Consider the following 13,912-nt stretch of genomic DNA (forward strand, 5'->3'; position numbering starts at 1 on the left):
CCTTACTGATTATTTTTGATGCTTTTGACAAAGGTATCTTTTAGTGTGGACGCATCAGGTGATACGCAATAAAAAAGAGTGTTTCCCACAATTTTGAACTCATAATTATCAAGCAGTGCAACCTGCTCCGGTCCGTAACCCCCAAAGCTTTCCTGCTGCATGGCGTTCCGGGTATCTACAGCTTCTTCAACCAGATCCAGTTGAGCGGGATCCACGACTTTTATCACCAGAAGTTCGGGAACATCCATGTAATTTGCCGGGACGTAAATCAGCGCTTCCTGATAGTCGTTGATATTGAGTGCGTAATAACGTTTCAAGGCTTTGCCATCGCCTTTCTCCATCCCGCTGAGATTTTGGGAAGCGGCCAGTAGTTCGGTCTCCACCTGGGATAAAGATGCTTGGTCAGTTGATTGACAGCCAAAACATGGCAGAGTAAATATTAAAATAAACAGCAGTAAAGCAAGTTTTTTCATGAGTTTCCAATTCTATAATAAATTTTTCAGACTACTGTTATTAACAAGGGTATCCATCCAGAGGGGGTAAAATTCCCGGATCACATGGATGCCATCTTCAGCATGGTACTGGGGATTGCTTTTTAAAAGAGTATAGGTATCGATATAATGGATGTTTTTTCGTTTGGTCATTTCAACAAGGGCAGCATTATAAGTCTCAATCTGGCTGAACTCCGGGTTTTCTTTGAGAGCTTCATCGGTAACTGGGAAGATACTGCAAATATAGATTTGCGTATTGGGCAATTGCAGCCGCACGGCATCAATGATTTTTTCATAATGATTGAGATAGGATTCCAGGGTATTGTAAGGATGACTGATATCATTAAGCCCCAACTCAAAAAAAACATATCGGGGTGCCAGATTGACTAGATTTGGTACATCTTCGAGACTGTTTTCGGTGGATTTGCCCATCACCGCCACCAGCGAGGTCGGGCTTAAAAAACCGTACAAACCGAGCCCTTCGGCAATAGAATCGCCAAAAACAACGGCATTACCGAATAAAGCGGAATAATCGCCGGAATCAACGGCTTGACGTTTCATATAATCAATTTTTTCTTCCATAATATAAAGATCACGGGTTTCCAAGGCATTTAGGATCTGAACACCTTCGTCCAGTTTAGCTTTTTCTCTGGCAACCGATTGATAGTGAATAATTAAGGTAATCATAATAATGACACAGGGAATAAGAATGACAAGGATCAGGTTTTTATTTAAACGCGGTTTTATTTTTTCAAACATCGGGTAGCACCTTTAATTGTAGAATTTGCATTGTTAAACATATCATGAAAGATGGTTGTAATTCAATGTCTGTTTTGTAACAAATTAATATTTTGTCGTTACGACTTCAATTTGCAGAAATGAAAAAATAAAAAAGAGCTGAAAATAATCGGTGAGATTATTTTCAGACTCTTTTTTAAATGACTTAGATCAATGGTATTAGCATTTATCCATCGTTCTGGTGGCAACCACATCAATCCCAAGACCTAAAAGATCTTTGATAACAACGTCACCGGTTTTGATGGGAGCTTCTACAACAACCTGGTTAATCACAGCCATGGCATCAAAAATCTGACCTTTAGGGATCGGTTCTGCCGTCTTAACCGGCAGACGGGGCAGCATGGCGTTTTTAATCACCACCGTGGTGGGAATAACCCGGGTGGGGTTGGTCATTTCATTGACGGCGTATTTTGGGCCACGTTTACAGGTGTTGCCTGTAACTTCGTAGGTACCGTCAGCTTTTTCTTCAATGGTCATTTGGCACCCGATGGGGCAAACAATACAAGTCATATCTTTTTTCATTATTTTGCCTCCTCTACGACAAATCGGATTTCTCCGGCGGGATATTGAGCTAGAACATCTTTGCTAATTTTAAAATTAACCATTTCTGCGGGCAGTAATTTCTTTTCTTTTTTAGTGGCGATTAACTGGTCGCCGATATAGGCATTAACCACCTTATCTTGAAAGACCTGACGGACTCGCATATAGAAGGTGACTTTTTCTTCCACGTTTTTCATGGCAACCTGTTGCGGAACAACATAGCCAATCCCATCGCCGTTGGTGGTGGTGAAGGTGATCTCAGTATCCAGATCGCCCTTGATGTATTTGGCCGCACCCTTACCGGCAAGAACGGCTTCTTCACTAACAAAATCCACCAGGTCATGAACGTGAACGACGTTACCGCAGGCAAAAACACCAGGCATGGAGGTCTGACGCAGTTCACCGACAATGGCACCATTAGTTCGGTTATCCATGACAACTCCAGCATTACGGGTAATTTCATTCTCGGGGATCAGTCCGACTGAAAGTAGCAGAGTATCACAGGGAATAAATTCTTCAGTACCAGGTATTACTTTCAGTTTTTCATCAACCTTGGCAACCGTAACCCCTTCTAAGCGATCCTTACCATGGATAAAGGTAATGGTATGGCTTAATTTCAAAGGAATATCATAATCATCCAGACACTGAACAATGTTTCGTACTAAACCATTGGAATAGGGCATCAGTTCACAGACAGCCTGAACATGAGCACCTTCCAGGGTCATACGGCGGGCCATGATCAGTCCGATATCACCGGAACCGAGGATAACCACTTCTTTTCCGGGCATAAAGCCCTCCATGTTAATAAAACGCTGAGCTGTACCGGCAGTGAAGACACCAGATGGGCGATAACCGGGGATTCCGATAGCTCCAGAGGTTCGCTCCCGACATCCCATGGTTAAAACAACTGCCTTGGCTTCAATAATCATGTACCCGTTTTCTTCGTTGATAACATGAATCGATTTAAGATCGCCGTTATCATGCATATCCAGAACCATGGTATCCAGCATGTAAGGAATATTTAAATCTATTACTTTTTGAATATATCGTTCGGCATATTCGGGTCCGGTTAACTCTTCATTAAAGGTATGCAGACCAAATCCGTTATGGATACATTGGTTAAGAATACCGCCTAATTCCCGGTCTCGTTCGAGGATCAGAACATTTTCGGCTCCACCATTCTTTGCTTCAACAGCAGCAGCCAGACCAGCTGGTCCGCCACCTAAAATTACAACATCATAAATCATGATTATGCTTCCTCCTTAACAGATTTTGTGTGACCGGAAAGGATATAGGCAGAATCCTGTTGATCATACATAATATCATCTAATGGAACATTGAGTTCCCGGGCAAGAATTTCGACTACTCGGGGTGAACAGAAACCGCCTTGACAACGGCCCATACCGGCTCGAGTTCGTTTTTTTACAGCTTTGACACTTCTGGCACCGGCACTGCGGTGAATAACATCAATAATTTCACCTTCAGTGATGGTTTCACAGCGGCAGATGACCTTACCGTATTTAGGATCTTCTTTGATAATTTCGACTTTTTCCTCTTCAGACATTTCATCAAAACGAAGATGTTTGCGAACTTTAGGGTTATAGTCATGGTTTTCTTCAATATTTGGAATCATTGGTTTAACTAACTCTTCGACTACGTAGTGAGCGACTGCAGGAATCGAGGTCAAACCTGGAGATTCATAGCCAGCCACATTGATAAAGCCTCGTACTGGTGATTCTTCGATGATGAAGTCACCGTCTGTTGTAGTAAAGGTATCTCTTACCGGAGTATTTCGTAGCCCGGCATAGGAGCGGATGATCTTATTAAATGGCAGATCAGGACAATTCTTAAGGGCGTTTTCTTTGATATAGTCGAGACGTTCGCCAGTTGTTGCAATATCGCCTTTATAAGAGACTGGCTCGGCATCCGGACCGATCAAGAGGTTACCGTGAACAGTCGGTGCAACCAAAATTCCTTTTCCTTTTTTTGAAGGACATGGGAAAATAACATTATTGACCAGTGATCCGGCTTCTTTATCGAAGATAAAGTAATGACCTTTTCTGGCAAGCAGTTTGAAGTATGGTTCGCCAACCATCGCGTAGATATTGTCAGCAAATAATCCAGCGGCATTGATAACATATTTAGCTTCTACGTTTCCGGCATTGGTGAAAATTTCAAAGTAACCATGATGATTTTTGATATCACTGACCATGTGATTCATTTTTAAGGTAACACCATTGTCGACAGCGTTTTCAGCAGCGTGAATACACAGTTCAAAGGGTGATACAACTCCTGCAGTTGGGGCATATAGAGCACCGCAGATATCTTCATTCAGATTGGGTTCCATGGCATGAACTTCGTCTTTGAATAAAATCTGGAGACCTGGTACTCCATTTTTCAAACCATTCTGATAAAGTCCCTGAATAGTTGCCATTTCATATTCATTATGAGCAACAACTAAAGAACCGCAACGACTAAAAGGGACGTCCAGATCTTCACATACTTTTTCATACATGATGTTTCCAGGGGCGTTGAATTTTCCTTTCAACTTAGATGCAGGGGCATCAAAACCAGCGTGAACAATGGCAGAATTGGCCATTGTAATCTGATTTCCGACATCATTTTCTCCGTCTAATAAAACAATGTCCAGTTTGTATCGGGTTAATTCCCGAGCAATGTAGGAACCGGCAATTCCAGCTCCAATAATGGCGATATCATACATAATTTATTCCTCCTAAGAACTATAAAAAATTAAAAGCCATACAATTTTCTTAAATAAGGATTCATTTAAGAAAACAGTATGGCTCTCCGTTGCCTTGTATTTTATTTTAACTTATTCTTTGCGTAACAATCTTTGTTCATTGCGAATAAGCTCTATTTTTTCCCACAACGGCTTGTGAGATGTGCTGGCAGATAATGCACCAGCAGCAAGACAAGAACGAACTTCTTCCTCTGTCTCTATGAATCCCCCGGTAACAATTGGAATATCGACCTCTTTTTTAACGGCTGTAATCAGCTTTGGAACCAGACCAGGCAGAATTTCGATGGCATCGGGCTTAATTTTTTTGGCCGAATTGATTGAAATATCCATGGCAGATGAATCCAATAGAAATAGACGCTGTACCGTCATAAGACCTTCCTGTTTGGCCCGAGTGATAATATTGTTTTTGGTGGTAATAATGCCCGTTGGTTTGATCTCATCCTTTAAATATTTAATAAAATAATTATCCTGCGAATAACCTTTTATGAGATCCAAATGGGTAAACACATGTTTGTCGGCTTTGGTACAAAGCTCTACCATTTTTTTTAGATTATAGACGTTGCCAGTCAGCAAAAAGATGATTTGCGATTTTGAGTGAATAGCATCGTAAATATCCTTTGGATTACGAACAGCGACAATAATGGGGTTGTCCTGAAACATGAGAAGACATTTTCTCGTCGACATATAGCTCCTCCCTGTAGGATCGTATTTGTAAATTCATTATAACACAATCACAAAAATAGGAAAGAGTAAAATCTAAATTGCCGGGGTGTTTTAAACACCCCAACAATAGAATGATTAATGAATTTTATGATAAACCGGATTATTCTACGTCTTCCCAGCCTTTAGAGCATTCTACAGCTTTTAACCAGCCAGCGTATAATTTAGCTCGAACATCGGCATCCATGGCAGGAGCAAATGTACGGTCAAGTTTCCAGGCAGCAGTTACATCAGCTTTGCCATCCCAGAATTTAACAGCCAAACCAGCAAGGTAAGCAGCGCCCATAGCGGTTGTTTCAACGATAGAAGGACGATCAACAGGAACGCCTAAAATATCAGCCTGGAATTGCATTAAGAAATCGTTCGCGCAAGCGCCGCCATCTACTTTTAATGCTGCCAATTTAATATTGGAATCTTTTTCCATTGCATCCAGAACGTCTTTTGTTTGATAAGCTAAAGATTCAACAGTTGCTCGGATTAAATGTGACTTGTTGGCACCACGGGTTAATCCCAGGATTGCGCCACGAGCATACATATCCCAATGTGGAGCGCCCAGTCCTACGAAAGCAGGAACCATGTAAACACCATTGGTATCAGCAACTTTATTACAATAGAATTCGCTGTCTGGTGAAGAGTCAACCAGTCGAACTTCATCTCTTAACCATTGGATTGCTGCACCGGCAACGAAGATTGAACCTTCTAATGCGTAGTCAACTTCGCCATCTAAGCCCCAGGCAATGGTAGTAACCAAGCCACTGTTAGATTTAACTGGTTTGTCGCCAGTGTTCATCAGCATGAAGCAACCGGTTCCATATGTATTTTTAGCCATACCAGGTTCGAAGCAAGCTTGTCCGAAGAGGGCAGCCTGTTGGTCACCAGCAGCTCCAGCGATTGGAATTTCTGCGCCATAAAGCGAAGTAGTTCCGTAAACAGCTGAGGATGGTCTAACTTCTGGTAACATAGAAGCTGGGATATCCAGTTCTTTTAACATTTTTTCATCCCATTTAAGGGTTTTAATATTAAATGCCATAGTACGGGAAGCATTAGAATAATCAGTTACATGAACCTTACCATCGGTTAATTTCCAGATTAACCAGGTATCGATGGTTCCGAAAGCCAGTTCGCCTTTTTCAGCTCTTTCACGAGCACCAGGAACGTTATTTAAAATCCAGTTGATTTTTGTTCCAGAGAAGTATGCATCGATTACAAGGCCGGTGTTTTCACGGACATAGTCTTCAAGTCCACGGGCTTTTAATTCATCACAGAAAGATGCAGTACGACGGCATTGCCAAACAATGGCATTATAAATAGGTTCGCCAGTTTTTCTGTCCCAAACGACAGTTGTTTCACGTTGGTTTGTGATACCGATAGCAGCAATATCTTCAGCGGTAGCGCCAATTTTTGACATAGCTTCAGTTACAACACCACTTTGGGTAGCCCAAATTTCCATGGCGTCATGTTCAACCCAACCGGCTTTTGGATAGATTTGAGTAAATTCTTTTTGTGCAACACTAACGATTTCGCTGTCATGGTTAAATAAAATCGCTCTTGAACTCGTAGTTCCTGCATCCAGTGATAAGATATACTTTTTCATAAGTATAACCCCCTATTTATTTTATTATTTATTTAATTATGTTTGAAAAACATAATGAAACCATAAGGAAAGGAATAAAAACAAACAAAAAAAGCACATACTAACAAATTTACATATTCTCTTAATGTAAAAACGAAAGTACGGCCCTCCATAACTCCTGCCAATATATGAAATTATTAAATCTTTTCGTAAACAATTGCAAAACTATTTACGAGCATATGATAACACAATTCGGAAATAATGTAAAGGATTACCGGCAAAAAAATAACGTTAAAAAAATAACAAATAAAATGGCGATTAAAACGGATCATTTCAAATGAAACTTAATAACCTTTGAGAAATAGTATATAATGAAGGAAAGGAGATGCTCATTAAGAACTGGGATCAATTTCAACCGCCCGGGACAAAACATCTATTTATTTTTAAGAATCTATGTTATAATAAAAACTAAAGAAATCGGAAATAACAAGAAAAGCATAAAACTAAATTTTAACAGTAAAGTGGAAAAAATGATGGAAAAACAATTTACACATCTTCATGTACATAGTGAATATAGTCTGCTGGATGGTTTTGGCCGAATCAATGAATTGGTCAAGGCGGTGGCGCAAAGCGGAATGGAAAGTGTTGCCCTGACCGATCATGGGGTCCTTTTTGGCGCCATTGATTTTTATAAAGCCTGTCTGAGCGAAAAAATCCATCCGGTAATTGGCTGTGAAGTCTATGTGGCGCCAAGAAGTCTTGAACAAAAAGATCCAGTTTATGACAAAGAACGGGCTCATCTTATTTTGTTAGCGGAGAACAACTTGGGGTATAAAAACCTCATGAAGATTGTTTCAAAAGGTTTCATTGATGGATTTTATTATAAACCCAGAGTGGACCATGACTGTTTAAGGGAATACAGCGAGGGAATTATTTGTCTGTCGGCCTGTATTGCCGGAGAAATTCCGCAAATGATTCTAAATAATGATCTTACCGGAGCTGAAGAACGTTGCCGGGTTTATCAGAATATCTTCGGCAAGGATCATTTTTTTCTGGAAATTCAGGATCATCGTCTTCGCGAAGAAGCGTTGATCAACGAGCGGATGATCCAGCTGTCAAAAAAAATGAACATTCCTCTGGTGGCAACTAATGATGTCCATTATGTCCGTAAAGAGGATAGTGAAAACCATGACATTCTTTTATGCATTCAAACAGCTGCTACCGTATCGGAAGAAAAACGAATGCGTTTTCCCAATAATGAGTTTTATTTGAAGAGTCAGGAGGAAATGAGTAAACTTTTTTCCGATCTGCCAGAAGCCATTGAAAACTCCAACCGCATTGCCAGACGCTGCCAGGTCAGTTTTGACCTGGAAAAAACCCATCTGCCCCAATTTGAACTGCCACCTGGCGTAACAGCTGATAACTACTTGAAAAGCCTTTGTCTGGCGGGAATGGAAAAAAAATACCAAATCTTGACCAAAGACCTGCAGAATCGTCTGATCTACGAATTGGAAACCATTCACAATATGGGCTTTGACGATTATTTTCTGATCGTTTGGGATTTTATCAAGTATGCCAAAGACAACCAGATTATGGTTGGACCCGGACGGGGAAGTGCCGCCGGAAGTCTGGTTGCTTATAGTTTGGGGATTACTACCGTCGATCCGATTAAGTATCAGCTGCTGTTTGAGCGTTTTCTCAACCCGGAGCGTGTAACCATGCCGGATATCGATGTGGATTTTTGTTACGAACGTCGCCAGGAAGTCATCGATTATGTAGTGAATAAGTATGGGGAAGACCGGGTGGCTCAAATTATCACCTTCGGAACCATGGCCGCCCGGGGTGCTCTCCGGGATGTAGGCCGAGCTTTGGATATGCCCTATAATCTGGTGGACCGGGTTGCCAAAGAAATACCCATTCATCCCGGTGTCAATATCACCATTGCTGAGGCCTTGACGGAAAATCCTGAACTCAAAAAGTTGGAAGACAACGATGCCGATATTGCCAAGCTTGTTAAAACTGCCCAATCCATTGAAGGGTTATCCCGTCATGCCTCCACCCATGCGGCAGGAGTCGTTATTTCTGATTTACCGCTGGTAGAGTATATACCTTTATATCGAAACAATGATGTAATCACAACCCAGTTTCCAATGGGCTTACTGGAAGATCTGGGCCTGCTCAAGATGGATTTTCTGGGTCTGCGAACCTTAACAGTGATCCGGGATGCGCTGGAAAATATTGAGCATAGCATTGGCAATCGTCTGGATCTGGACAGTCTGGAAATGGATGATGCCAAGGTTTTTGAAATGCTCTCAAAAGGGGATACTCTCGGTGTTTTTCAACTGGAAAGCCGGGGCATGCAGCAGTTTATCAAAGAACTTCAGCCTGGCAGTTTTGAAGATATTATTGCTGGGATCTCGCTTTATCGGCCCGGGCCGATGGATCAGATCCCCCGTTACATTGAAAATAAGAAAAATCCGTCCCTGGCTTCCTATGATCATCCCATTCTAGAGAATATCCTCAATGTTACCTATGGTTGTATGGTTTATCAGGAACAGGTTATGCAGATTTTCAGAGATGTGGCAGGCTTCTCAATGGGACGCAGTGACCTGGTCAGGCGGGCTATGTCCAAGAAAAAGACCAGCGTGATGGAGGCAGAGGGTGAGGTCTTTATCCATGGCGAAGTCGATGAAACCGGAAAAATTATTGTTGAAGGTGCAATCCGACGAGGGGTATCTGAAACAGCCGCTAAAAAAATCTTTGATGAAATGAAAGACTTTGCCAAGTATGCCTTTAATAAATCCCATGCTGCGGCTTATGCAGTCATTGCCTATCAGACGGCCTGGCTGAAATGCTACTATCCTACCGAGTTTATGGCAGCGCTAATGTCCAGTATTATGGATGATGAGAAAAAAGTAGCAAAATATATTGAAGATTGCCGAAAAATGGGTATTCATGTATTACCACCCAACATTAATGCCAGTTATGAAAAATTCAGTGTATCCGGCAATTCCATCTGTTTTGGATTGGGAGCAGTTAAAGGGCTGGGGAAAAATGCCATTGCAGCTATCATTGAAGCCCGAAAAGCCAAAGGTGATTTCCAGAATCTCCGGGATTTCTGTGAACGGGTGGATCTGAAATCCCTGAATAGACGAAGTATCGAAAGTCTCATCAAGGGCGGTGCGTTTGATGCCATCGGCAGCAGCCGGGCGCAAATGCTGGCTAACGCCGAATTGATTGTCGATCAGGTTCAGCGGGAAAAGAAAGATCGCATCTCTGGGCAAATGTCCCTGATGGATATGGCCGGACTGGGCGGATCTAAAGAATTGGCAAGTCTGAAAGAAAATCATTTCCCTCAAAAACAGCCATTTTCCAAAGAACAGCGGCTGGCATTGGAAAAAGAGGTTTTGGGTCTCTACGTTACCGGCCATCCGCTGGAAAAATATGAAGACATCCTCAAAAAAACAGTCACCTTGTTTTCCAATATAGTTGACAGCTACCAGGATTTAAAAGATGCCGGTATCCGGGATGGACAGCAAGTCAGTATTGGCGGGTTAATTGTGGAAATGAAAACCATGATGACAAAAAAAGGTCAGATGATGGCGTTTCTGACGCTGGAAGATTTATATGGACGAATCGAGGTGGTGGTTTTTCCAAAAACCTATGATGAATATCGTCGCTATTTAAAACCGGATCAGCCAGTGGTGATCAAGGGCCGGATTAATTACAATGAAGAAGCACGCACCTCGGTGATTGCGGCGCAAATCTATCCCATCGGCGAGCCACCTAAAGATAGAGAAAGCCTTGAAGTTAAAGAGAGTAAGACCAGATATGAGACTAATGGCGGGGCACAGAATCGTCAGAAACTGGTTTTGAGTTTAGGGGATTTAACAGAAAAGACCTTGATAAAATCGGTCAAATCGATTCTAATTAAGTATCCGGGACCAGTGCCGGTGGTATTATACCTGAAAAACGAAGATAAACATTTTGGGGCCAATAAGGAATTATGGGTTACTCTCGGAGAAACACTGATCACAGAATTAGGCCAAATTTTAGGAATAAAAAATGTGGAGGTTAAATAGAAATGAGAATTGGAGTTTTAACCAGCGGAGGCGATGCACCCGGGATGAACGCTTGTATTCGGGCCATTGTTCGAACGGCAATCTACAATAAGGTTGAAGTGTATGGGATTAATCGGGGCTTTTCAGGTTTACTGGAAGGGGATATTACTCCGTTTAGTGTTTACTCGGTGGCAGACATTCTACAACGGGGCGGCACCATTCTCAGAACCTCCAGGAGTGAGTTTTTTGCCACGGACGCCGGTGTCAGGCAAAGTGCCAGTGTTCTGGAAGAATATGGCATTGAACACCTGATCATCATTGGCGGAGACGGCAGCATGAATGGAGCGCTGGCGCTTCAGAAACTGGGAGTCAGCGTCGTGGGGATTCCCGGAACCATTGATAATGATCTGGGCTTCACTGATTATACCATCGGCTTTGATACAGCGGTGACAACAGCTCTCGACGCCATTAGTAAGATCAGAGATACTACCTATTCCCACAATCGTATTAATGTGGTTCAGGTGATGGGCCGAAAATGCGGAGATATAGCCCTTTTTTCCGGGCTGTCCGGGGGGGCCGAAGCATTGATTTTGCCGGAGGTGGAAACAGATCTGGATGCCATTTGTCTGCGTCTGCTCCAGGGCAAAGATCGGGGCAAGCTTCATAGTATTGTGATGCTGGCAGAGGGATGCGGTAATTACCGGGATTATTGTGTTAAGATTGAGGAGAAAACCCAGGTAACCACCAAGGGTACAAATCTGGGGTATATTCAAAGAGGGGGATCACCCTCTAATATGGACCGTAATCTGGCCAGTTTTATGGGGTACAATGCGGTGCTAAGCATTGTCAAGAAAGAAACGGGAACGGTTATGGCCCAGCGTTGCGGTTCTTATCTGGGAATTCCCATTGAAGAAGCCCTGCAAATGCCTAAGATTTTCCGCCAGGATATTTATGATATGGCCTCGGTATTATCTATTTGACGCAAATTATATAAATCCGTAAACGATCCGCAATTGACTGAATAACTGAACTTTAAAATGATGAATAGTAGTAATCTGGTTAGCCAGAACCGTCAACAATGACAATGCAGCAGGGGTTATCAGTAAAATTCTCGCATTGGTTATTTTATAAATAGAAATTAAATACGAAAAGAGGTAGAAAATGAAAAAAACAAAGATTGTCTGCACACTGGGACCAGCAGCAGATACAAAGGAAATATTAAGAGAACTTATTCTTAATGGGATGAATGTGGCACGGTTGAATTTTTCTCACGGCAGTCATGAAGAACATGCCGCACGAATTCAGCGAATCAAAGAAGTCCGTAAAGAACTGGGCATACCGGTGGCCATTATGTTGGATACCAAGGGGCCAGAAATTAGAACCGGAGATCTGAGTGCCGGAAAAGTGGAACTGGTTGCCGGTGAAAAGGTGACGCTGACTACAGAAATGATTTCAGGCAATGAAAAACGATTCAGTGTATCCCATGAGAATCTTCCCAATGAAGTGTCAACCGGATGTCGCATTCTGATCGATGATGGATTAATTCAGCTGGAAGTGGAAGATGTTTTTGATAACGAGATGGTTTGCAGCATTTTAAATGGCGGAACCCTGGGCAGTAAAAAAAGCATTAACCTGCCGGGTATGAGTATTGAACTGCCAGCGTTAACAGAAAAAGACCGCAGTGACATTATTTTTGGGATTCAGCAAAAAGTCGATTATGTGGCGGCATCATTTGTCAGAAAACCTCATGATGTTTTAGAAATCAGAAAGGTTCTGGAACGCAATGGCGGGGATCGTATCGATATCATTTCTAAAATCGAAAACCAGGAAGGTGTTGAGAACATCGACCGGATTCTTAATGTGTCAGATGGAATCATGGTTGCCAGAGGTGATTTAGGGGTAGAAATACCCGCCGAAGATGTACCACTGGTTCAAAAGAGCATTATCCGAAAATGTAATCTAGTTGGTAAACCGGTTATTACCGCCACCCAGATGCTGGATTCGATGATGCGTAACCCCCGACCGACCCGGGCTGAGGTTGGTGATGTGGCAAACGCCGTGTTTGATGGAACGGATGCAGTGATGTTATCCGGTGAAACTGCGGCGGGATCCTATCCTGTCGAATCTGTCAAAACGATGTTTAATATTGTCGTTAAAAGCGAAGATTCAGAAGAATATGCTCGTCGAAAAAAACCCGATCACGGTGAACTGACCATTACCAATGCGGTCAGTGAAGGAGCTTGCCAGATTTCTGAACAGCTTGACGCGCAGACAATTATTGCTGCAACATCTTCAGGGCACACCGCCCGGATGATTTCCAAATACCGCCCGGACTGCGGCATTCTGGCGGTCACCGACAAGGTAACAACAGTTCGTCGGCTGGCCCTGGTTTGGGGCGTCAATTGTATTTACACCCCAGAATTTGGTGATACTGACAGCATGATTATGGATGCAGTTAAAAAAGCGGTTGAACAGGGGTATGTAAAATTTGGCGACATTGCCGTTGTTGCAGCAGGAGTGCCCCTGGGCGTCCAGGGAAATACCAACATGATCAAGGTTCATACGGTGGGAAATGCCATCATTAATGGTGTGGGGATTGGAAAAAAACCAGTGACCGGCCATGCTAAACTAATTACCGCTGCCAATTTGGACGATTTCCTGGAAGGTGACATTTTAGTTGTAAAAACCCTGACACCAGAAGTCAGTCAAATATTACCATTGGCATCAGCAATTATTACCGAAGAAGGCGGACTCAGTTCAGAAGGAGCCATTGCCGGTCTCCACTATGATATTCCGGTTATCGTTAATGTTGTTAAAGCATTGGATATCCTGGAACATGGTAAACTCATTTCGGTTGATCCCAAACGTGGGGTCGTTTATCAGGGCCGCGTTCAGATGATGTAACAATCGGCATAAATACGAAGTATATTAAAAAAAAGCGACCGCTGTTTTTATGCGGTCGCTTTTT

General features: G+C 42.6%; 10 protein-coding genes. 3 read left to right on the forward strand and 7 right to left on the reverse strand.

What is annotated here, in order from left to right; translation table 11 throughout:
- Positions 1 to 2: 2 nt before the first annotated feature.
- The 7 genes from ABGU93_RS00115 to glpK all read right to left on the reverse strand — a co-directional run bounded on the left by ABGU93_RS00115 (position 3) and on the right by glpK (position 6,904).
- The gene (locus ABGU93_RS00115; RefSeq protein ID WP_347411477.1) at positions 3 to 383 is read right to left on the reverse strand and encodes a DUF4358 domain-containing protein; all 381 of its coding nucleotides are present in this window, start codon (positions 381 to 383) and stop codon (positions 3 to 5) included.
- Positions 384 to 485: 102 nt separating this feature from the next.
- Positions 486 to 1,250, reverse strand: a complete 765-nt coding sequence (locus tag ABGU93_RS00120; protein ID WP_347411478.1) for a GDSL-type esterase/lipase family protein — start codon at positions 1,248 to 1,250, stop codon at positions 486 to 488.
- Between the two features lie 198 nt (positions 1,251 to 1,448).
- Complete coding sequence (locus ABGU93_RS00125) at positions 1,449 to 1,811, reverse strand: DUF1667 domain-containing protein (RefSeq protein WP_347411479.1); 363 nt, start codon at positions 1,809 to 1,811, stop codon at positions 1,449 to 1,451.
- Entirely contained in the window at positions 1,811 to 3,079 is a 1,269-nt protein-coding gene (locus ABGU93_RS00130) for an FAD-dependent oxidoreductase (protein WP_347411522.1), read from the reverse strand. Before ABGU93_RS00130 ends, ABGU93_RS00125 begins: the two co-directional genes overlap by 1 nt.
- Positions 3,079 to 4,551: an NAD(P)/FAD-dependent oxidoreductase gene (locus tag ABGU93_RS00135; RefSeq protein ID WP_347411480.1), complete on the reverse strand. Its 1,473-nt coding sequence runs from the start codon at positions 4,549 to 4,551 to the stop codon at positions 3,079 to 3,081. Before ABGU93_RS00135 ends, ABGU93_RS00130 begins: the two co-directional genes overlap by 1 nt.
- A gap of 111 nt (positions 4,552 to 4,662) precedes the next feature.
- Complete coding sequence (locus ABGU93_RS00140) at positions 4,663 to 5,250, reverse strand: glycerol-3-phosphate responsive antiterminator (RefSeq protein ID WP_347411481.1); 588 nt, start codon at positions 5,248 to 5,250, stop codon at positions 4,663 to 4,665.
- Between the two features lie 163 nt (positions 5,251 to 5,413).
- Entirely contained in the window at positions 5,414 to 6,904 is a 1,491-nt protein-coding gene (gene glpK / locus ABGU93_RS00145; RefSeq protein ID WP_347411482.1) for a glycerol kinase GlpK, read from the reverse strand.
- 512 nt (positions 6,905 to 7,416) lie between these two features.
- On the opposite strand from glpK, the gene ABGU93_RS00150 reads away from it, so the two are divergent.
- The 3 genes from ABGU93_RS00150 (at position 7,417) to pyk (ending at position 13,848) form a co-directional block, all read left to right on the forward strand.
- Positions 7,417 to 10,965: a DNA polymerase III subunit alpha gene (locus ABGU93_RS00150; protein WP_347411523.1), complete on the forward strand. Its 3,549-nt coding sequence runs from the start codon at positions 7,417 to 7,419 to the stop codon at positions 10,963 to 10,965.
- Positions 10,966 to 10,967: 2 nt separating this feature from the next.
- A complete protein-coding gene (locus tag ABGU93_RS00155) occupies positions 10,968 to 11,924 on the forward strand; it encodes an ATP-dependent 6-phosphofructokinase (RefSeq protein WP_347411483.1) in 957 nt (318 codons plus the stop codon).
- Between the two features lie 181 nt (positions 11,925 to 12,105).
- Positions 12,106 to 13,848 carry a pyruvate kinase gene (gene pyk, locus ABGU93_RS00160; RefSeq protein ID WP_347411484.1) on the forward strand — a complete coding sequence of 581 codons (1,743 nt, stop codon included), beginning with the start codon at positions 12,106 to 12,108 and terminating at the stop codon, positions 13,846 to 13,848.
- Positions 13,849 to 13,912: the final 64 nt, after the last annotated feature.

The organism is Acetobacterium sp. (genome assembly GCF_039830195.1).
Lineage (GTDB): Bacteria > Bacillota > Clostridia > Eubacteriales > Eubacteriaceae > Acetobacterium.

Excerpts from the sequence above, each read along its gene's own strand:
- ABGU93_RS00120 (WP_347411478.1), bottom strand. The coding sequence starts at position 1,250 with ATGTTTGAAAAAATAAAACCGCGTTTAAATAAAAACCTGATCCTTGTC.
- ABGU93_RS00125 (WP_347411479.1), bottom strand. The coding sequence starts at position 1,811 with ATGAAAAAAGATATGACTTGTATTGTTTGCCCCATCGGGTGCCAAATG.
- ABGU93_RS00135 (WP_347411480.1), bottom strand. The coding sequence starts at position 4,551 with ATGTATGATATCGCCATTATTGGAGCTGGAATTGCCGGTTCCTACATT.
- ABGU93_RS00140 (WP_347411481.1), bottom strand. The coding sequence starts at position 5,250 with ATGTTTCAGGACAACCCCATTATTGTCGCTGTTCGTAATCCAAAGGAT.
- glpK (WP_347411482.1), bottom strand. The coding sequence starts at position 6,904 with ATGAAAAAGTATATCTTATCACTGGATGCAGGAACTACGAGTTCAAGA.
- ABGU93_RS00150 (WP_347411523.1), top strand. The coding sequence starts at position 7,417 with ATGGAAAAACAATTTACACATCTTCATGTACATAGTGAATATAGTCTG.
- ABGU93_RS00155 (WP_347411483.1), top strand. The coding sequence starts at position 10,968 with ATGAGAATTGGAGTTTTAACCAGCGGAGGCGATGCACCCGGGATGAAC.
- pyk (WP_347411484.1), top strand. The coding sequence starts at position 12,106 with ATGAAAAAAACAAAGATTGTCTGCACACTGGGACCAGCAGCAGATACA.